The sequence below is a fragment of the Streptomyces roseicoloratus genome (assembly GCF_004117935.1).
Taxonomy (GTDB): Bacteria; Actinomycetota; Actinomycetes; order Streptomycetales; family Streptomycetaceae; genus Streptomyces; species Streptomyces roseicoloratus.
The window spans coordinates 103,339-122,361 of the sequence record NZ_SDOY01000118.1; the positions used below are offsets into that span (position 1 = coordinate 103,339).

The following is a 19,023-nucleotide window of genomic DNA, read 5'->3' on the forward strand; positions in this document are numbered from 1 at the left end:
CTCAGCCTGGTACCAGAGTGCGTTTATCCTGGTACAAGCAGTACCTGGCAACGGGCTGAGGGCCCCGGCACCCTGGGAGCATGACCGTCATGACGCTCGACTCGGCAGGCGTCGCGCCCGCCGCCGGAACGGCCGCCGCACCGTCCGGGACGGCCACGCCGACCGGGACCGCCGCCGCAGCATCCGCCGCCGCCCCGACCGCCGCCGCAGAGCCCGCCGCCGAGAGCGACGTGCGCCGCCACGAGCTGGCCGCGTTCCTGCGCAGCCGCCGCGAGCGGATCAGCCCGGAGCAGGTCGGGCTGCCGCGCGGGCGGCGCCGCCGCACGCCGGGGCTGCGCCGCGAGGAGGTCGCCCAGCTCTCCGCCGTCGGCGTCACCTGGTACACGTGGCTGGAGCAGGCCCGGCCGATCCAGGTGTCCCCGCAGGTCCTCGATGCCCTCGCCGGCGCCCTGCAGCTCGACCCCACCGAGCGCGCCCACCTCTTCTCGCTCGCCGGCCAGTCCGACCCGCACCCCGAGACGGCCTGCCCGACCGTCACGCCCACCCTGCGTGCCCTGCTCGACCAGCTGGAACCGATCCCGGCCGCCGTGCAGAACAGCCGCTACGACTTCGTCGCGTACAACCGCACCTTCGGCCGGCTCTTCTGCGACCTGGACGCGCTGCCCCGCGAGGACCGCAACAGCCTGTGGCTGGCCTTCACCAACGAGGAGTTCCGGGCCGTCGTCACCGACCTGCCCGCGATGCTGCGCGCGCTGGCCGGCAAGCTGCGGGCCGCGATGGCCGATCACCTGGCCGAGCCGGCCTGGAAGACGCTGCTCCGGCGGCTCCAGGAGGCCTCGCCGGAGTTCCGCGAGCTCTGGGCCCGGCACGACGTGGTCGACCAGTCCGGCCGCACCAAGCTCATCGACAACGCCCACGTCGGCCTGCTCCGCCTCGACCACACCAATCTGTGGCTCGGCCCCGCCGCCGGTCCGCGCCTGGTCACCTACGTGCCGGTGGACGAGGCGACCCGCGCCGGGATCGAGCGCCTGCACGCCCTGGTCCTGGCGGAGGAGGCCGCGCGGGCCGGGGCCGTGGACGTCACCGAGGCCGCCGGCGCCGGGCCGGCGGGACCGACGGGACCGGCGGTGGGCTCCCGCGCGGGGGCGCCGGACGCCGCGGAGGCGGACCGTACGGCGGCACCGGCGGACCTCACGGCGGACCGTACGGCGGCGCCGGCGGATCTCACGGCTGTCTGAGGACCGGGGCGTCCCTTCCGGATCCCGGCCGGGTCCGAAAGGAAGCCCCACGCGCGCGGTGCGGGACAATGGGCCAATGACCGCGTTCTCCCCTCTCGCCATCGGGCCGCACATCGTGCAGCCGCCGGTGGTGCTCGCGCCGATGGCCGGCATCACCAACGCCCCCTTCCGCACCCTCTGCCGTGAGTTCTCCGGAGGGAAGGGCCTGTTCGTCAGCGAGATGATCACGACGCGGGCGCTGGTCGAGCGCAACGAGAAGACGATGCAGCTCATCCACTTCGACGCGACCGAGAAGCCGCGCTCGATCCAGCTGTACGGGGTGGACCCGGTGACCGTCGGCAAGGCGGTCCGGATGATCGTCGACGAGGACCTGGCCGACCACATCGACCTGAACTTCGGCTGCCCGGTGCCCAAGGTGACCCGCAAGGGCGGTGGCTCCGCGCTGCCGTACAAGCGGCCGCTGCTGCGGGCGATCCTGCACGAGGCCGTGACCAACGCGGGTGACCTGCCGGTCACCATGAAGATGCGCAAGGGCATCGACGACGACCACATCACCTATCTCGACGCGGGCCGGATCGCGGTCGAGGAGGGCGTCACCGCCATCGCGCTGCACGGCAGGACGGCCGCCCAGCACTACGGCGGCACGGCCGACTGGGACGCCATCGCCCGGCTGAAGGAGCACGTGCCGGAGATCCCGGTGCTCGGCAACGGCGACATCTGGTCGGCGGACGACGCGCTGCGGATGATGCGCGAGACCGGCTGCGACGGCGTGGTCGTGGGCCGCGGCTGCCTGGGCCGGCCGTGGCTGTTCGGCGACCTCGTGGCGGGCTTCGAGGGCACGGGCGCCTACGCGACGCCGGGGCTGCGGCAGGTCGCCGAGGTGATGGTGCGGCACGCGACGCTGCTCGGCGAGTGGATCGGCGACGAGACCCGCGGTGTCATCGACTTCCGCAAGCACGTGGCCTGGTACCTGAAGGGCTTCTCGGTCGGTTCGGAGATGCGCAAGCGGCTGGCGATCACCTCGTCCCTGGACGAGCTGCGCGCTCAGTTGAGCGAGCTGGACCTGGATCAGGCGTGGCCGGCGGGCGCGGACGGCCCGCGGGGCCGTACGTCCGGAAACAACCGGGTCGTCCTGCCGGATGGCTGGTTGAAGGACCCGTACGACTGCGCGGGAGTGAGCGAGGACGCCGAGCTGGACACGTCCGGAGGCTGAGATACGGGCTGGTCGGAGGGCTCCCGAGCGAGTGATTCTCGCCACCCCTGATAGGGGTGCCGCTCAGATGAGCAGGTTACGGGCTCCTCTCCCGCTTGAAGGGTGGCACTGGGTGCCACCCTTTTTGTGTTCAAGAGTTGAACGCAGATGCTCGATTACGCGCTCATGTGAGCGCCGTAGGCCTGGTGTGGGTCAAAGGGTCTTCGGGGTCTGAAAGCGGAAGCTACCTGTCAGTTACTTTCGAAGTGCTGGCGGACGGGTGGTTAAGACCGGGTGACCGGTAGGCGTACCTCCCCAGAAGCCTTCGATCTGGGTATGTTCCTCGCCGTCAGGGCAGCCAACCGAGTCGTCGAGGAGTCGAGACCCGTGTCGGAAAACAATGATCAGAAGTTCGTGTACGACTTCACCGAGGGCAACAAGGATCTGAAGGATCTCCTGGGTGGCAAGGGCGCGAACCTGGCCGAGATGACCAACCTCGGTCTCCCGGTTCCTCCCGGCTTCACGATCACGACCGAGGCGTGCAAGACCTACCTCGACTCCGGCTCCGAGCCGGCCGCGCTCCGCGACGAGGTCAGCGCGCACCTCGACGCCCTCGAGCAGAAGATGGGCAAGAAGCTCGGCCAGGCCGACAACCCGCTGCTCGTCTCCGTCCGCTCCGGCGCCAAGTTCTCGATGCCCGGCATGATGGACACCGTCCTCAACATCGGCCTCTCCGACAAGTCCGTCGAGGGTCTCGCCGCGCAGGCCGGCAACGAGCGCTTCGCCTGGGACTCGTACCGTCGCCTGATCCAGATGTTCGGCAAGACCGTCCTCGGCGTCGACGGCGAGCTCTTCGAGGACGCCCTCGACGAGGCCAAGGCCGCCAAGAAGGTCACCAGCGACACCGACCTCGACGCCGGCGACCTGAAGAAGCTCGTCAAGCAGTTCAAGAAGATCGTCAAGGGTGCGACCGGCCGCGACTTCCCGCAGGACCCGCGCGAGCAGATGGATCTGGCCATCAAGGCCGTCTTCGACTCCTGGAACGGCGACCGCGCGAAGCTGTACCGCCGCCAGGAGCGCATCCCGCACGACCTGGGCACCGCCGTCAACGTGTGCTCCATGGTCTTCGGCAACCTCGGCCCGGACTCCGGCACCGGCGTCGCCTTCACCCGCGACCCCGCCTCCGGCCACCAGGGCGTCTACGGCGACTACCTGCAGAACGCCCAGGGCGAGGACGTCGTCGCCGGCATCCGCAACACCGTGCCGCTCGCCGAGCTCGAGTCGATCGACAAGAAGTCGTACGACCAGCTCATGCAGATCATGGAAACCCTCGAGACGCACTACAAGGACCTGTGCGACATCGAGTTCACCATCGAGCGCGGCCAGCTGTGGATGCTGCAGACCCGCGTCGGCAAGCGCACCGCCGGTGCCGCCTTCCGCATCGCGACCCAGCTCGTGGACCAGGGCCTCATCGACGAGGCCGAGGCGCTGCAGCGCGTCAACGGCGCCCAGCTCGCCCAGCTGATGTTCCCGAAGTTCGACGAGAACGCGAAGGTCGAGCAGATCGGCCGCGGCATCGCCGCCTCCCCGGGTGCCGCCGTCGGCAAGGCCGTCTTCGACTCGTACACGGCCGTCAAGTGGTCCCGCTCCGGCGAGAAGGTCATCCTCATCCGCCGGGAGACCAACCCCGACGACCTGGACGGCATGATCGCCGCCGAGGGCATCCTCACCTCCCGCGGCGGCAAGACCTCGCACGCCGCCGTCGTCGCCCGCGGCATGGGCAAGACCTGTGTCTGCGGCGCCGAGGAGCTCGAGGTCGACACCAAGCGCCGCCGCATGACCACCGCCTCCGGCGTGGTCGTCGAGGAGGGCGACGTCGTCTCCATCGACGGCTCCACCGGCAAGGTCTACATCGGCGAGGTACCGGTCGTGCCGTCCCCGGTCGTCGAGTACTTCGAGGGCCGCATGCACGCCGGCGCCGACGACGCCGACGAGCTGGTCCAGGCCGTCCACCGGATCATGGCCTACGCCGACCGCGTCCGCCGCCTGCGGGTCCGCGCCAACGCCGACAACGCCGAGGACGCCTCGCGCGCCCGCCGCTTCGGCGCCCAGGGCATCGGCCTGTGCCGCACCGAGCACATGTTCCTCGGTGAGCGCCGCCAGTACGTCGAGCGCCTCATCCTCGCCGACACCGACGAGGAGCGCGAGGAGTCGCTGAAGGCCCTGCTGCCGCTGCAGAAGCAGGACTTCGTCGAGCTGTTCGAGGCGATGGACGGCCTGCCGGTCACCGTCCGCCTGCTCGACCCGCCGCTGCACGAGTTCCTGCCCGACATCACCGAGCTGTCGGTGCGCGTCGCCCTCGCCGAGGCCCGCAAGGAGCCGCACGAGAACGACCTGCGGCTGCTCCAGGCCGTGCACCGCCTGCACGAGCAGAACCCGATGCTGGGTCTGCGCGGCGTCCGCCTCGGACTGGTCATTCCCGGCCTGTTCACCATGCAGGTCCGCGCCATCGCCGAGGCCGCCGCCCAGCGCATCGACGCCAAGGGCGACCCGCGCGCCGAGATCATGATCCCGCTCGTGGGCACCGTCCAGGAGCTGGAGCTGGTCCGCGAGGAGGCCGAGGCGGTCATCGCCGAGGTCCAGGCGCAGACCGGCATCGAGCTGAAGCTCGCCCTCGGCACCATGATCGAGCTGCCCCGCGCCGCCGTGACCGCCGGTCAGATCGCCGAGGCCGCCGAGTTCTTCTCCTTCGGCACCAACGACCTCACCCAGACGGTCTGGGGCTTCTCCCGCGACGACGTGGAGGCCAGCTTCTTCACCGCGTACCTGGAGAAGGGCATCTTCGGCGTCAGCCCCTTCGAGACCATCGACAAGGACGGCGTGGGCTCCCTGGTCCGCCAGGCCGTCGAGGCCGGCCGCGCCACCCGCCCGGACATCAAGCTCGGTGTCTGCGGCGAGCACGGCGGTGACCCGGAGTCGGTGCACTTCTTCCACGAGGTGGGCCTCGACTACGTCTCCTGCTCGCCGTTCCGGATCCCGGTGGCGCGTCTGGAGGCCGGCCGCGCGGCCGCCGAGTCGAAGGGCAGCGACAGCCGCTGACCTTCGGTTCAGTAGCAAAGACCACCGGAGCCGCCGTTCGTCCCCGACCCTCAAACCGATGGGCGGCGGCTCCGGTTTCCAGGAGAGACGGGGCGGACACCTTGTGCGGAGGTGTCCGCCCCGTCGTGTTTCGTCCCGTTGGACTGTTGGGCGATCCTTGGGGAAATGTGGGTTCCTGTTCACCGCGTGGCGGGCGAACATTGAATTATTCTTCCTTGAACATTCGCAAAGAATGAGACGGGCGCGGCCCCCGGATCCCCACCCGGTGGCCGCGCCCATTGGGTTCGTCGGGCGGGTGAGCCGCAACCCTCGCCGACCGCCGCCGGACGCGCCAAAGCCCCCCACGGTCTTCGTCGCGTCACCTCGGTCCTGAAGGTTTCCCGTCCGACGTGCACAGCTTTTCGGTTCCCGGCCGTTCGCCGCGAGGCTTTTCAAGTGTGGCTGAAACACCCTGGTAACGTGCAGTGATGGTGTGCATACTCGTCCGCGGGGGTGGTTGCGAGTGCACAGGTGGGGGTTCCATGCTGCGGATTCATTTCACCGGAAACGACTTGGCGGGGGTGCGGATGGCCGCACAGCCGGACGTTCTGTGGGAAACGATTCTCAGTTTTCATCGTTTAAGGGACCGGCGCGGCTCCGTGGTCTACGGGGAATGGCGGTCCGAGGCCCGGATACGGCTGGGCGGCGAGACGCGGCTGCTGGCCGCGCTCGTGCCGAGCCGCGGCTATTTCCCCGACTTCCTCACCCCGCCCCAGGGCATCCTCGGCCTCGACGAGGGGCTTGACGCCGTCCGCGCCACGCCGCCCGCGCGGCTCCGCTCCGAGCTCGCGCTGATCGGCGCCGCCCGCTCCGGGCGCCCGGCCGTCCCGTCCGCCCTGCGGTCCCTCGCCGAGGGCGGCGCCGGGATGCTCGGCCGGCTCCTCACCGCGCTCCGCGGCTACCACCGCGCCGCCGTCGAGCCGTACTGGACCCACATCCAGGCCCGGGTCGAGGCCGACCGGGCACGCCGCGGCCGGGCCCTGCTCGACGGCGGCGCGGACGAGCTCCTCGCCTCCCTGCCGCCGATGCTGCGCTGGCGCAGCCCCGTCCTGGAGGCCGACTACCCGGTCGACCGCGACGTCCACCTCGACGGCCGCGGGCTGCTGCTCCAGCCCTCGTACTTCTGCCGCGGGACCCCGGTCGTGCTGCGCGATCCCGACCTGCCGCCGGTCCTGGTCTACCCGATCACCTACTGCGAGGCGCCGACGGTACGCGCCCCCGGCCTGCCGTCGCTGGCCAAGCTGGTCGGGCACACCCGCTCCGCGGTGCTGAACGCCATCGGCGACGGCGGCACCACCAGCGAACTGGCCCGCAGGGCCGGGGTGTCCCTCGCCTCCGCGAGCCAGCACGCCGGCGTCCTGCGGGAGGCCGGCCTGGTCACCACCCTGCGCCACGGCAACGCGGTCCTGCACACCCTGACGCCCCTGGGCGCCGCCCTCCTCGGCGGCAACGGCGGCCAGGCCCCGGTGCAGACGCCCGCCTACGAGCGGACCGCCTACGCGCGGAACGGCACGGTGACGTCGTAGGACGGGCGGCCGCCCCGCAACGGTCCGGCCGCCGGCCGGCCGCGCCGCCGAGAGGCCCGTCCCGCCCCTCGGCGGCGCGGCCTGCGGCGTCCGTACGGCGGCGCGGTGACGGCCGGCGGTCACGGACGGCCCTCCGGCACCGGTACGGGCGCGAGCGGTACGCGGCGCGAGCGGGGTCAGGAGGGGACCTTCGGCACTGGCCCCGGCGGGGCCGCATCGGGGATCCTGGGCGTATGCGTGCCTCTCGTGCCGTTCGTGACATCGGCTCCCGTGACGATCTCGACGTCCTGCTGCGCCGCTTCTACGAGGCGGCCTTCGCCGACCCGCTCATCGGGCCGTTCTTCACCGAGATCGCCGGCACCGACCTCGACGCCCATCTGCCGAGGATCACCGACTTCTGGGAGCGCGCCCTCTTCCGTGCCGCCGAGTACCGGCGCGACGCCTTCGCGCCGCACGCCGCCCTGCACTCCGCGCGGCCGCTGACCGCCGCCCACTTCGGGCGCTGGGTGCAGCTCTGGCACGCCACGGTCGACGGGCTCCACCAGGGCCCGGTCGCCGAGCGCGCCAAGGCGCAGGGCGAGCGGATCGCCCTGGCCATGCTCCGCAGGCTCGGCGGGCGGGACGCGTCCACCGACGCGCCCGAGGGCGTCGGTGGCAGCGGCGGCTTCGTACCGCTGGCGGCGCTCAGACTGCGGTCGGTGGCCTGAGCGGAAAGAATTTTCGAGGAAGGTGCCGGGACACCGATGAGTTCCGGCGGGCCCGGCCGTCTCCACTCCTGAAAGCGCCGACACGGCACCCACGGAAGAGAGAGTGACACCATGGCCCCGCAGATGATCTTCGTGAACCTGCCGGTGACGGACCTCGACGCCAGCAAGGCGTTCTACGAGAAGCTCGGGTACACCATCAACCGGCAGTTCACGGACGAGACCGCCTCGTGCGTCGTCATCAGCGACACGATCTGCGTGATGCTGCTCACCGAGGAGAAGTTCCGGAGCTTCACCGCCCCGGGCAAGGAGATCTCCGACGCCGCCAAGAGCACCGAGGTGATGCTCTCGCTGAGCGCCGAGAGCCGCGAGAAGGTCGACGAACTGGCCGACCGGGCGCTGGCCGTCGGCGGCGCTCCGGCGAAGGAGCCGCTGGAGATGGGCTTCATGTACGGCCGTTCCTTCGCCGACCCCGACGGCCACCACTGGGAGGTCTTCTGGATGGACCCGGCGGCGGTGGCGGGCGAGGCCCCGCAGGGCTGAACGGCCGGACGGCGTGGAACGGCCGTACGGCCGGCCGCGGGGGCGGGTGCCCCGGGCGGCCGGCCGTACGCGCACGTCAGGTGGTCGGCCGGGCGTCGGCGGTCGGCCGGACCGTACGCACCGGATACACCGTCACCGTCACCTCGTCGTCGTCCAGGCACCGGCCCGTCTCCAGGTCGAAGCGCTGCTTCAGGAGCGGCGAGGCCACGAACGGCCGGCCGGCCGCCGAGCCGATCAGCCCGCGCGAGAGCACCTGCGCACCGGTGAACGGGTCGCGGTTGTCGATCGCGTACGTGCGGCCCGCACGGTCCTTGAAGACCGCGGCCTGCCGGCCGTCCGGCAGCAGCGCCGCCACGCCCCGGCCCGGGGTGAGCCGGGACTCCTCGCAGACGGCCATCCAGGAGTCGTCGGACAGCGAGAGTTCGAGCGTCGTCATCGGGAGGTGGCTCCTTCCAGGGTGCCGATCGTGAGGATCTGCAGGTCCGGCTTGATCTGGTCGCGTTCCGGCACGAACCGCACCGACGGGTCCGGCGCGTCCGGCGCGTTCACGAAGGACACGAACCGCCGCAGCCGGTCCGGGTCGTCGAGGGTCGCCGCCCACTCGTCCTGGTAGCCCGCCACGTGCGCCGCCATCAGCGCCTCCAGCTCGTCGCACAGACCCAGCGAGTCGTGCACGACCACGTCCCGCAGGTGGTCGAGGCCGCCTTCCAGGCGCTCCAGCCACGTGGAGGTCCGCTCCAGACGGTCGGCGGTGCGGATGTAGAACATCAGGAACCGGTCGATCAGGCGCACCAGTTCGGCGTCCGACAGGTCCTGGGCGAGCAGGTCCGCGTGGCGCGGGGTCGCGCCGCCGTTGCCGCCCACGTACAGGTTCCAGCCGCTCGCCGTCGCGATGATCCCGAAGTCCTTCGACTGGGCCTCCGCGCACTCGCGGGCGCAGCCGGAGACCGCCGACTTCAGCTTGTGCGGGGCGCGCAGACCGCGGTAGCGCAGCTCCAGCTGGATGGCCATCCTGACCGAGTCCTGCACGCCGTAGCGGCACCAGGTCTGTCCCACGCAGGACTTCACCGTGCGCAGCGCCTTGCCGTACGCGTGCCCCGACTCGAAGCCGGCGTCGACGAGACGGGTCCAGATCGAGGGGAGCTGGTCGACCCGGGCGCCGAAGAGGTCGATCCGCTGGCCGCCGGTGATCTTCGTGTAGAGCCCGAAGTCGCGGGCCACCTCGCCGATCACGATCAGCTTCTCGGGCGTGATCTCGCCGCCCGGGATGCGCGGCACGACGGAATAGGAGCCGTTGCGCTGGAGGTTGGCCAGGTGGTGGTCGTTGGTGTCCTGGAGCGCGGCCTGCTCACCGTCCAGGATGTAGCCGTTGTTGAGCGAGGCGAGGATGGAGCCGACGGTCGGCTTGCACACCTCGCAGCCCTCGCCGCCCTTCGCCTCCGCGCGGCCGTGCGAGTCGAGCAGCGCGGCGAACGAGGTCACGCGGAGAGTGCGGGCGATCTCGTAGAGCTCGCTGCGGGTGTACGAGAAGCAGCCGCAGAGCCCTTTGTCGGTGGCCGCCGGCAGCAGCTTCTCGATGACCTTCACGCAGCTGCCGCAGCCGGTGCCGGCCTTGGTGCACTTCTTCACCTCGGGCAGGCTCGTGCACTGGGTGATGGCGTGCTTGGTCACGTTGTGGCAGGAGCAGATGACCGCGTCGTCCGGCAGCGCGGACGGGCCGAGCGCGACCGGCGCGCCCACGCCGGCCGGGAGCACCAGCTGCTCCGGGGAGACGGGCGGCCTGCTGCCGGTGAGCGGGCGCAGCATGCCGTACGACTCGGCGTCGCCGACCAGGACGCCGCCGAGCAGCGTGCCCTCGCCGTCGACGACGAGCTTCTTGTAGATCCCGGAGCGCGAGTCGGAGTAGACGACGTCCAGGCTGCCCTCGGCGGCGCCGTGGGCGTCGCCGAAGGACGCCACGTCCACGCCGAGCAGCTTCAGCTTGGTGGACAGGTCGGCACCGGTGAAGCCCTTCGTGTCCTCGTCCCCGGGCCCGGCGATCACGGCCGCCGCCGTCTGCGCCATCTCGTAGCCCGGCGCCACCAGGCCGTACACCCGGCCGTCCGAGGCCAGCGCGCACTCGCCGATCGCGAACACCGCCGGGTCGGAGGTCCGGCACAGCTCGTCGACGGCGATGCCGCCGCGCTCGCCCACGTCCAGGCCGCAGTCACGGGCCAGCTGGTCGCGGGGGCGGACGCCCGCCGAGAACACCACCATCTCCGTGGCCAGTTCGGAGCCGTCCGACAGGCGCATGGCCGTGACCGAGCCGTCCTCGGTGACGATCTCCTGGGTGCCCGTCCCGGTGTGGACGGTCAGGCCCATCTGCTCGATGGTGCGCAGCAGGGCCGCGCCGCCGCCCTCGTCGACCTGCACCGGCATCAGGCGCGGCGCGAACTCCACGATGTGGGTGTCGAGTCCGAGGCCCTTCAGGGCGCCGGCCGCCTCCAGGCCGAGCAGACCGCCGCCGACGACCGCGCCGACGGTCTTGTCCTTCGCGTACTCCTCGATCGCCAGCAGGTCCTCGATGGTCCGGTAGACGAAACAGCCGCGGGCGTCCTTGCCGGGCACGGGCGGCACGAACGGGTACGAGCCGGTGGCGAGGACGAGGGTGTCGTACGCGAAGACCCGCCCGGAGCGGGCGGTCACCTCGCGGGCCTCCCGGTCGATCGTGACGGCCGGGTCGTCCGTGTACAGCTCGATGCCGTGCCTCTCCATGAAGCCGTCCTCGACCATCGACAGGTCGTCGGGCGTCTTCCCGGAGAAGTACGAGGTCAGCTGGACGCGGTCGTAGGCGGGGCGGGGCTCCTCGCAGAGCACCACGACGCGGGCCCGGTCGGTGACGCCCCGCTCCGCGAGCGCCTCCAGGAACCGCTGGCCGACCATGCCGTGGCCGACCAGGACGATGGTGGGGGTGGTCGAGGTCGTCATGTCAGGAGCCTCCGTCGTGGGTGAGCAGGTGAAGCAGGGGGGCGTCGGGCAGGGCCTCGTCGCCCTCCCAGGCCCGGGCGAGCGTGCCCACCGCGGCGAGGTCGCCGAGGAGCACGCCGCCGACGAGCCGGTCGCCACGGACGACGACCTTCCGGTAGGCCCGGCGGGTGGCGTCCGTGAGCTGCACGACGTCGTCGCCGGGGGCGGGGGTGGTCTCGCCGAACGCCGCGAGGTCCAGCCCGTCGACGGCGCCGCCGAGGGTGAGGCGGGTGAGGGCACGGGTGCCGGTGTAGCGGGGGCCGCCGGGTGCGGTCGCGGCGCCGTCGGTGCCGTCGGCGCCGGTCGCGGAGGTCACGCCGAGCGGGTCCGCGCCGTCGCCGGCGACGACGGGCGCGAGCACCTCCGCCAGCACGTCCGCCTGGTCGAGCGCCGGGCCGGCCAGGCCGTAGACCCTGCCGTCGTGCTCGGCGCAGTCGCCGATCGCGTGGATGTACGGGTCGGAGGTGCGCAGCTCGTCGTCGACCACGACGCCCGTACGGACGTCCAGGCCGGCCTCGCGGGCAAGGGCCACACGCGGCCGGACGCCGCAGGCCAGGACCACCACCTGCGCGTCCAGGACGAAGCCGTCGGCGAGGACCGCCGCGGTGACCGCGCCGTCCCGCTGCCGCAGACCGCTCACCCGGCACTCGGTGTGCACCTCGACGCCCAGTTCCTCCATGTGGGTGCGGAGGAGGGCCGAGGAGTGCTCGTCCAGCTGGCGCTCCATGAGGCGCTCGCCCTGCTGGGTGAGCGTCACGTCGGCGCCGAGCGCGGCGAGCGCGCGGGCCGCGGAGACGCCGAGCAGACCGCCGCCGATCACCACCGCCCGCACGCCCGGCCGGACCAGGCCGCGCAGCGCGAGGCAGTCGTCGAGGGTGCGGAACGGGTGGACGCCGGACGGCAGCTCCGCGCCGCGCAGGCCCCGCAGCGGGGGCAGCACCGGGGCCGAGCCGGTCGCCAGGACCAGCCGGTCGTACGGGACGAGCGAGCCGTCCGCGCACTCCACGGCGCGGGCCGCGCGGTCGATCCGCACCGCCCGGACGCCGAGCCGGGAGGGCTCGCGCGGTTCGGGCAGGGCGATCACCTCGGGGCCGTAGCGGCCGGCGAGGACGTCCGCGAGCAGGAGCCGGTTGTACGGCGTGTACGGCTCCTCGCCGAGGAGCGTGACCGGCAGGCGCTGGGCCAGCCGGGCGCCCGCCGTTCCGCCTCCGACCACCACGATCCGTGTACTCATACCCGGAAGAGTGCGGGGCGGGTGTTACCCGACGGCATCCCGGCTGTTTCCCGCACGGAACGCTGATCTCACGGCGGCCGGGCCGCACTGTGAGGGCCGGCGGGCCGTGAGGCGGCCGCGGAAGCGCGGACGCCGGCCGAGGCGACGGGGCACCGGCACCGGCACCGGCACCGGCACCGACGTCGGCGTCGGCCGAGGTGACGGGGGCACGCGTCACGTGTGCGGCGGCCGTCGGACAGGTCCTAGGCTCACGGTCATGCCTGACATATCCCTGACCACGCTTGCCCTGCTCTGCCTGGCGGCGCTGCTGGCCGGCTGGATCGACGCGGTGGTCGGGGGCGGCGGGCTGCTCCTGCTGCCCGCGGCGCTGCTCGGCATGCCGCACGTGCCGGTCGCGCAGATCCTCGGCACCAACAAGGCCGTGGCCATCGTCGGCACCACCGGCGCGGCCGTCACCTACGTCCGCAAGACGCCGGTGCCGGTGTGGACGGCGGTGCGGATCGGGCTCGCCGCGCTCGCGGGGTCGATGGGCGGCGCGTTCTTCGCGGCCGGGATCAGCAGCGAGGTGCTGCGTCCGGTGATCATGGTGGTGCTGCTCGGCGTGGCCGCCTTCGTGATGTTCCGGCCGTCCTTCGGCACCCGTACGGACGAGGCCGGGCGGGCGGCGCTGAGCCGCGCCAGGATCGTCACCGCGATCGTGCTGGTCGGCGGCGGGATCGGCTTCTACGACGGTCTCATCGGGCCCGGCACCGGCACCTTCCTGGTGCTCGCGCTGACCGCGGTGCTCCACCTGGACCTGGTGACCGCCTCCGCCACCGCCAAGATCGTCAACGTCTGCACCAACGCGGGCGCGCTCGCCATGTTCGCCTACCAGGGCCACGTGCTGTGGCTGCTGGCGGCGATCATGGCGGTGTTCAACCTCACGGGCGGCATGGTCGGCGCGCGCATGGCGCTGAGCAAGGGCGCCGAGTTCGTGCGCGGCGTGCTGCTCGTGGTGGTGTTCTCACTGGTCGCGAAGCTCGCGTTCGACCAGTGGGCCTGAACCGGCCCGGCCCTGCCGGGCCCGGTGGGGTCGGCGGGCCCGGCAGGGCCGGCGGGTCCGGGCGGTGGGTGGAGCCCGGCCCTGATGGGCCCGGGGTTCAGCGCACGCCGATGAGGTGGCCGAAGGCGACCACGTTGCCCTGGTAGCCGCCGGACTTCCGGGAGAAGCCGCCGCCGCAGGTGATCACCCGGATCTCGGCCCGGTCCGCCTCCCCGTACACCTTGGCGTCGGGGAAGCGGTCCTTCTCGTAGACCTCGATCGCGTCGATGGTGAACACCGCGGTGCGGCCGTCCTGCCGGTCCACCTCGATGCGGTGGCCCTTCTTCAGCGCGCCGAGCGCGTAGAAGACGGCCGGCCCCTGCGCGTTGTCGACGTGTCCGGCGACGATCGCGGTGCCCTTGGCGCCGGGCTTCGTGCCGTTCTCGTACCAGCCGGCCAGGTTGCGGTCCTCCGCAGGCGGCACCTCCAGCGCGCCGGACCCGTCGAGTCCGAGGCCCGTCATCGGCGTGTCCACGTCGATCTCGGGGATGCGGAGCCGTACGGGCGGGGAGGGCGGCAGCGGGTCGGCGGCGGCGTCGGTGTGGACGCTCGGCCCGGCGGCGAAGGCCTGCGCCGCCGAGGGCACGGGCGGGGTGATCTCGCCCGAGCCGTTCTGGATCATCCACAGGCCCACGCAGGCGGCGACGGCTATGCCCCAGCCCTTGCTGCTGTTGCTCACGGGCGTGCATCCCTCCGGTGCGGTCGCTGTCGTGTCCTGGGGTCCGTGTGCGGGCTTCGTGGGCGGTCCGCGGACGCGGGGCGGGCCCCCGTGCCCGGTCCTCGTGTGGTCCTGCCCCCGCCGGGCCGTCAGCGGGCGCGCGGCGGGGGCAGGACGGATGGCGGTACGGTCAGCCGTCCTGCGCGCCGCTCGCCCGGCGGCGCAGGAGCCACGTACCGCCGACGGCGGCTGCGGCCAGCACCGCCGCGCCCGCCGCGATCTGGGTGTGGTCGGGGCCCACGCTGCCGCCGATGCCGGTGCGCACGTGGCCGCTGGGGTTCTTGTGCTTGACGACGAGCTCGCCGCGGGCCGTCTTGCCGTTGTCGCAGGCCACGCTGATCCAGTAGGTGCCGGCCTTGGCGTGGTGCGGCACGGTGAACTGGCCGACCACGACCTCCTTGTGCGTGCTGGGGTTGAGCTGGAACTCGCCCGCGCCGAGCGAGTTCGCGTCGCCCACGCCGTGGCCGTGCTTGCCGCAGGCGAGGGTGTTCACGGTGACGGTGGTGCCCGGGTCGGCGGAGGAGGGGAAGACCTCCAGCGAGTGCGAGCCCTGGTGCGACTCCTTGCGGGAGTCGCCCTGGGGGTCGCCGTTCGCGTACGCCGTGGGCGCGGCGAGCGCGCCGAGGGCGACGACGGCCAGCGCGGTACCGGTGAGAAGGGGGACAGGGGTGCGGCGCATTGAGGGCCTCCGTGGCGCGCGGACGATCTGCGGAAAGGGGCTTCCGTAGGACCGAGGTAAATGCGTGTACGCGCCCGGCGCCTGCTGAGGGGGAATCAGAAGCGGGCCGTCCGGTGCGGCGCGCCGCCTGGATTCCCTGCGTTTTCGCAGGTCGGAGCGGGTTTCGTGGCGTCAGCTGACGGGCCGTGCCGAACGGGTGACCAGCGACCCGCGGGGCGGGCCGGAAATCGGGGCTTGACCTCAACCGCACATGAGGTTTCAAGATCCTCGACATGGACATCACGAACTCCGCCACCGCCACCCCTGCCGCCGGTTCCCCGGCGGCGCCCCCGCCCCTGAACCTCGCCGTCATCGTCGCCAGCAACCGCGAGGGCCGCTTCGCCCCCGTCGTCACCGACTGGTTCGCCGCGCGGGTCGCCGAGCGCGACGACTTCACCACCCACGTCCTCGACCTCGCCGACGTCGACCTGCCCACCGCCCTCTCCAGCCGCCCCGACGACGCCGTCCGTGCCGAGCTCGCCAAGGTGAGCCCGGTACTCGACGCCGCCGACGCCTTCGTGGTCGTCACCCCCGAGTACAACCACTCCTTCCCCGCCGCCCTGAAGTCCCTCATCGACTGGCACCGCGCCGAATGGCAGGCCAAGCCGGTCGGCTTCGTCTCCTACGGCGGCATCTCCGGCGGCCTGCGCGCCGTCGAGCAACTCCGCCAGGTCTACGCCGAGATGCACGCCGTCACCGTCCGGGACACCGTCTCCTTCCCCTTCGTCCACAGCCGCTTCGACGAGGACGGCGAGCCCGTGGACCCGACCGGACCGGAAGGCGCCGCCAAGACCCTGCTCGACCAGCTCGCCTGGTGGGCCCGCGCCCTCAAGGACGCCAAGGCCGTCCGCCCGTACGCCGGCTGAGCGGGCCCGCCCCGCCCTGTCGTACGGTGGGCCGGTGACGTCCCCAGCCCTCCTCACCGTCCTCACCACCACCGACGCCCGCGCCAAGGCCGAGGCCCTGGCGCGCGGGGCCGTCGAGGCCCGGGTCGCCGCCTGCGCGCAGATCGGCGGTCCGGTCACCTCCGTCTACCGCTGGCAGGGCGCGGTCGAGACCGCCGAGGAGTGGCAGGTGGTGTTCAAGACCACCGAGGCCCGCTACCCGGCCCTCGAAGCCCATCTCCTCGCCGCCCACGACTACGACACCCCGGAGATCCTCGCGAGCCCCGTCGCCCGGGCGAGCGCGGACTACGCGGCCTGGGTCGAGCAGGAGACGACGCCCGCGCCATGAGGACCGGAGCATGTGGACCGAAACATGTGGACCGAAACATGTGGACCAGAGCATGAGGCCCGAAGCATGAGGCCCGGAGCATGAGAGCCGGAGCATGAGGACCGAAGAGCCGCCCGTGACGCCCGGCGGGGCGCCGTCGACGACCGAGGAGCTGCCGTTCTTCGTGTACGGCACGCTGCGCCCCGGCGCGTACAACCACGACCGCTACCTCCTCGGCCGCACCGGCACCGAGGACGACGCCGTCCTGCCCGGCGCCGTGCTGCGCGACGGGCCCGGGTACCCGTATGTCGTCCCCGGTGAGGGCCGGGTCGCCGGCAGCCTGGTGACCGCCGCGCCCGGCTCGTACGGCGAACTCCTCGGCGTGCTCGACGCGATGGAGCTGCCCGCCGGCTACGAGCGGACCGCGCGCGAGGCGCTGCGGACGCGGGACGGGGCGGCCGTACGCGCCTGGGTGTACGTGGCCGCGCCCGGCGCGCCGCTCGGCCCGCGCATCGCGTCCGGCGACTGGTTCAGGCGCGTTCCAGGCGGACCGCGCACACCTTGAACTCCGGCATCCGCGACACCGGGTCGAGCGCCGGGTTGGTGAGGGTGTTGGCGCGGCCCTCGCCGGCCCAGTGGAACGGCATGAAGACGGTGTCCGGGCGGATCGCGGTGGTGATCCGAGCCGGCGCGACCGCCTTCCCGCGCCGCGAGAACACCGCGACCGGCTCGCCCTCCGCGACCCCGATCCGTTCGGCGAGCCGCGGGTGCAGCTCCACGAACGCGCCGGGAGCGGCGGCGTTCAGCTCGGCGACCCGGCGGGTCTGGGCGCCCGACTGGTACTGGGAGACGACCCGTCCGGTCGTCAGCACCACCGGGTACTCGGCGTCGGTCTCCTCCGCCGCCGCGCGGTGCACGACCGGCACGAACCGGGCACGCCCGTCGGGCGTGGCGAAGCGGTCGAGGAAGAGCCGCGGGGTGCCGGCGTGGTCCGCCTCGCCCTCTCCGGTCTCCGGGCAGGGCCAGAACACGCCCTGCTCCTCCTCGATCCGGCGGTAGCTGATGCCCGAGTAGTCGGCGGGCCCGCCCGCCGAGGCGCGCCGCAGCTCCCCGAAGACCTCCTCGGGGTCGGCCGGGAAGCCCTTCTCCCAGCCCAGCAGCGCCGCGAGCCCGTGCAGCACCTCCAGGTCGCTGCGGACGCCCGGCGGCGGGGTGAGGGCGCGGCGGCGCAGCAGCACCCTGCCCTCCAGGTTGGTGGTGGTGCCGGTCTCCTCGGCCCACTGGGTCACCGGCAGCACCACGTCGGCGAGTTCGGCGGTCTCGGACAGCACGACGTCGGCGACGGCCAGGAAGTCCAGGGACCGGATCCGCTCCTCGACGTGCGCGGCGCGCGGCGCGGAGACGACCGGGTTGGAGCCCATGAGCAGCAGGGCCTTCACGTCGCCGCCGAGGGCGTCGAGGAGTTCGTACGCGCTGCGCCCGGGTCCCGGCAGCACGTCGGGGTCGACGCCCCACACCCCGGCGACGTGCGCGCGGGCGGCCGGGTCGTCGAGCTTGCGGTAGCCGGGCAGCTGGTCGGCCTTCTGGCCGTGCTCGCGGCCGCCCTGCCCGTTGCCCTGGCCGGTGAGGCAGCCGTAACCGCTGAGCGGCCGGCCGGCCTTGCCGGTGGCCAGGCACAGGTTGATCCAGGCGCCGACGGTGTCGGTGCCCTTGGACTGCTGCTCGGGCCCGCGCGCGGTGAGCACCATCCCGCTGTCCGCCTCGCTGAACATCCGTACCGCCTCGCGCAGTTGCGGCACCGGGACGCCGGTGATCCGCTCCACGTGCTCGGGCCAGTGCGACATGGCGCCGGCCCGGGCCGCCTCCCAGCCCTCGGTGCGGGCCGCGACGAACTCCTCGTCGACCCGGCCCTCGGCGACGACCAGGTGCAGCATGCCGAGGGCGAGCGCGAGGTCGGTGCCGGGGCGCGGCGCCAGGTGGAGGTCGGCCTGCTCGGCGGTGCGGGTGCGGCGCGGGTCGACGACGATCAGCCTGCCGCCGTTCTCCTTCAGCTCGGTGAGGTAGCGCAGTGCGGGCGGCATGGTCTCGGCGAGGTTGGAGCCGACGAGGATCACGCAGCCGGTCTTCGGAACGTCCTCCAGCGGGAAGGGAAGGCCCCGGTCGAGACCGAAGGCCCGCTGGTGGGCGGCCGCGGCGGACGACATGCAGAAGCGGCCGTTGTAGTCGATCTGCGAGGTGCCGAGGACGAGCCGGGCGAACTTGCCCAGCGCGTACGCCTTCTCGTTGGTGAGGCCGCCGCCGCCGAAGACCCCCACGGCGTCGGAGCCGTGGTCGGCGCGGGTGCGGTGCAGTCCTTCGGCGACGGCGGACAGGGCCTCCTCCCAGGTGGCGGGCTTCAGAGCCCCTGTGTCAGGGCATCGGACCAGGGGCTCGGTGAGCCTGACCCGGGAGGAGAGCACGGCGGGGGCGGTGCGGCCCTTGCCGCAGAGCGCGCCCCGGTTGACGGGGAAGTCGGTGCGGTCGACCACCTCGGCCGGCAGCTCTTCCGAGGCCGCGGGCCGCAGGTTCATGCCGCACTGCAGCGCGCAGTAGGGACAGTGCGTGGGAACGGGCGCGGCGGTGGGGGCGGTGACCTCTGACATGACCCGATGATGCGTCGCCCGTGTTACGGGCGAGGTCGCTCCGGATTACGGGCACGGTGCCATGCGCTCAG

15 protein-coding genes and 1 pseudogene are annotated in these 19,023 nt (G+C 72.6%); 10 read left to right on the top strand and 6 right to left on the bottom strand.

The annotated features are described in order from the left end of the window. Positions 1-89 precede the first annotated feature (89 nt). The 6 genes and pseudogenes from ESG85_RS16280 to ESG85_RS16305 form a co-directional block, all read left to right on the top strand. Positions 90-1,055 (top strand): annotated as a pseudogene (locus ESG85_RS16280) (helix-turn-helix transcriptional regulator); the annotation flags it as partial. 259 nt (positions 1,056-1,314) lie between these two features. Then, complete coding sequence (gene dusB, locus ESG85_RS16285) at positions 1,315-2,451, top strand: tRNA dihydrouridine synthase DusB (protein ID WP_128979917.1); 1,137 nt, start codon at positions 1,315-1,317, stop codon at positions 2,449-2,451. 366 nt (positions 2,452-2,817) lie between these two features. Further along, on the top strand, positions 2,818-5,529 hold the full coding sequence (ppdK, locus tag ESG85_RS16290) for a pyruvate, phosphate dikinase (RefSeq protein ID WP_128979919.1): 2,712 nt from the start codon (positions 2,818-2,820) through the stop codon (positions 5,527-5,529). 521 nt (positions 5,530-6,050) lie between these two features. Continuing rightward, complete coding sequence (locus ESG85_RS16295; protein WP_181019048.1) at positions 6,051-7,094, top strand: ArsR/SmtB family transcription factor; 1,044 nt, start codon at positions 6,051-6,053, stop codon at positions 7,092-7,094. Positions 7,095-7,327: 233 nt separating this feature from the next. Next, the gene (locus ESG85_RS16300; RefSeq protein ID WP_128979921.1) at positions 7,328-7,801 is read left to right on the top strand and encodes a group III truncated hemoglobin; all 474 of its coding nucleotides are present in this window, start codon (positions 7,328-7,330) and stop codon (positions 7,799-7,801) included. A gap of 111 nt (positions 7,802-7,912) precedes the next feature. After that, positions 7,913-8,341: a VOC family protein gene (locus tag ESG85_RS16305; RefSeq protein ID WP_128979923.1), complete on the top strand. Its 429-nt coding sequence runs from the start codon at positions 7,913-7,915 to the stop codon at positions 8,339-8,341. Between the two features lie 76 nt (positions 8,342-8,417). On the opposite strand, the gene nirD is transcribed toward ESG85_RS16305, so the two are convergent. From nirD to ESG85_RS16320, 3 genes are read right to left on the bottom strand one after another with little or no spacing between them, the layout of a single operon-like run. Next, on the bottom strand, positions 8,418-8,777 hold the full coding sequence (nirD, locus tag ESG85_RS16310; RefSeq protein ID WP_128979925.1) for a nitrite reductase small subunit NirD: 360 nt from the start codon (positions 8,775-8,777) through the stop codon (positions 8,418-8,420). Continuing rightward, entirely contained in the window at positions 8,774-11,308 is a 2,535-nt protein-coding gene (gene nirB, locus ESG85_RS16315) for a nitrite reductase large subunit NirB (RefSeq protein WP_128979927.1), read from the bottom strand. Before nirB ends, nirD begins: the two co-directional genes overlap by 4 nt. 1 nt (position 11,309) lies before the next feature. Continuing rightward, on the bottom strand, positions 11,310-12,581 hold the full coding sequence (locus ESG85_RS16320) for an NAD(P)/FAD-dependent oxidoreductase (RefSeq protein WP_128979929.1): 1,272 nt from the start codon (positions 12,579-12,581) through the stop codon (positions 11,310-11,312). Positions 12,582-12,837: 256 nt separating this feature from the next. Here ESG85_RS16320 and ESG85_RS16325 point away from each other — a divergent pair, with 256 nt between their 5' ends. Beyond that, complete coding sequence (locus ESG85_RS16325) at positions 12,838-13,623, top strand: sulfite exporter TauE/SafE family protein (RefSeq protein ID WP_128979931.1); 786 nt, start codon at positions 12,838-12,840, stop codon at positions 13,621-13,623. Positions 13,624-13,720: 97 nt separating this feature from the next. Here the strand turns inward: ESG85_RS16325 and ESG85_RS16330 are convergent, their stop codons facing one another. Together ESG85_RS16330 and ESG85_RS16335 are read right to left on the bottom strand one after the other, a co-directional pair. Then, positions 13,721-14,341 (bottom strand): class F sortase, encoded by a 621-nt coding sequence (locus ESG85_RS16330; protein ID WP_128979933.1) that lies wholly within the window; start codon positions 14,339-14,341, stop codon positions 13,721-13,723. 169 nt (positions 14,342-14,510) lie between these two features. Continuing rightward, positions 14,511-15,059, bottom strand: a complete 549-nt coding sequence (locus ESG85_RS16335; protein WP_128979935.1) for a hypothetical protein — start codon at positions 15,057-15,059, stop codon at positions 14,511-14,513. Between the two features lie 272 nt (positions 15,060-15,331). Between ESG85_RS16335 and ESG85_RS16340 the strand changes: the two genes are divergently transcribed. The 3 genes from ESG85_RS16340 (at position 15,332) to ESG85_RS16350 (ending at position 16,875) form a co-directional block, all read left to right on the top strand. After that, the gene (locus tag ESG85_RS16340) at positions 15,332-15,964 is read left to right on the top strand and encodes an NADPH-dependent FMN reductase (protein ID WP_128979937.1); all 633 of its coding nucleotides are present in this window, start codon (positions 15,332-15,334) and stop codon (positions 15,962-15,964) included. A 34-nt stretch (positions 15,965-15,998) separates the two neighbouring features. Then, positions 15,999-16,331 (top strand): divalent-cation tolerance protein CutA, encoded by a 333-nt coding sequence (gene cutA, locus ESG85_RS16345; protein WP_128979939.1) that lies wholly within the window; start codon positions 15,999-16,001, stop codon positions 16,329-16,331. A 94-nt stretch (positions 16,332-16,425) separates the two neighbouring features. Further along, positions 16,426-16,875, top strand: coding sequence for a gamma-glutamylcyclotransferase family protein (locus ESG85_RS16350; protein WP_128979941.1), 450 nt, complete (start codon positions 16,426-16,428; stop codon positions 16,873-16,875). On the opposite strand, the gene ESG85_RS16355 is transcribed toward ESG85_RS16350, so the two are convergent. Then, on the bottom strand, positions 16,841-18,952 hold the full coding sequence (locus ESG85_RS16355; RefSeq protein WP_128979943.1) for a molybdopterin oxidoreductase family protein: 2,112 nt from the start codon (positions 18,950-18,952) through the stop codon (positions 16,841-16,843). The two genes, ESG85_RS16350 and ESG85_RS16355, sit on opposite strands and share 35 nt — an antisense overlap. Positions 18,953-19,023: the final 71 nt, after the last annotated feature.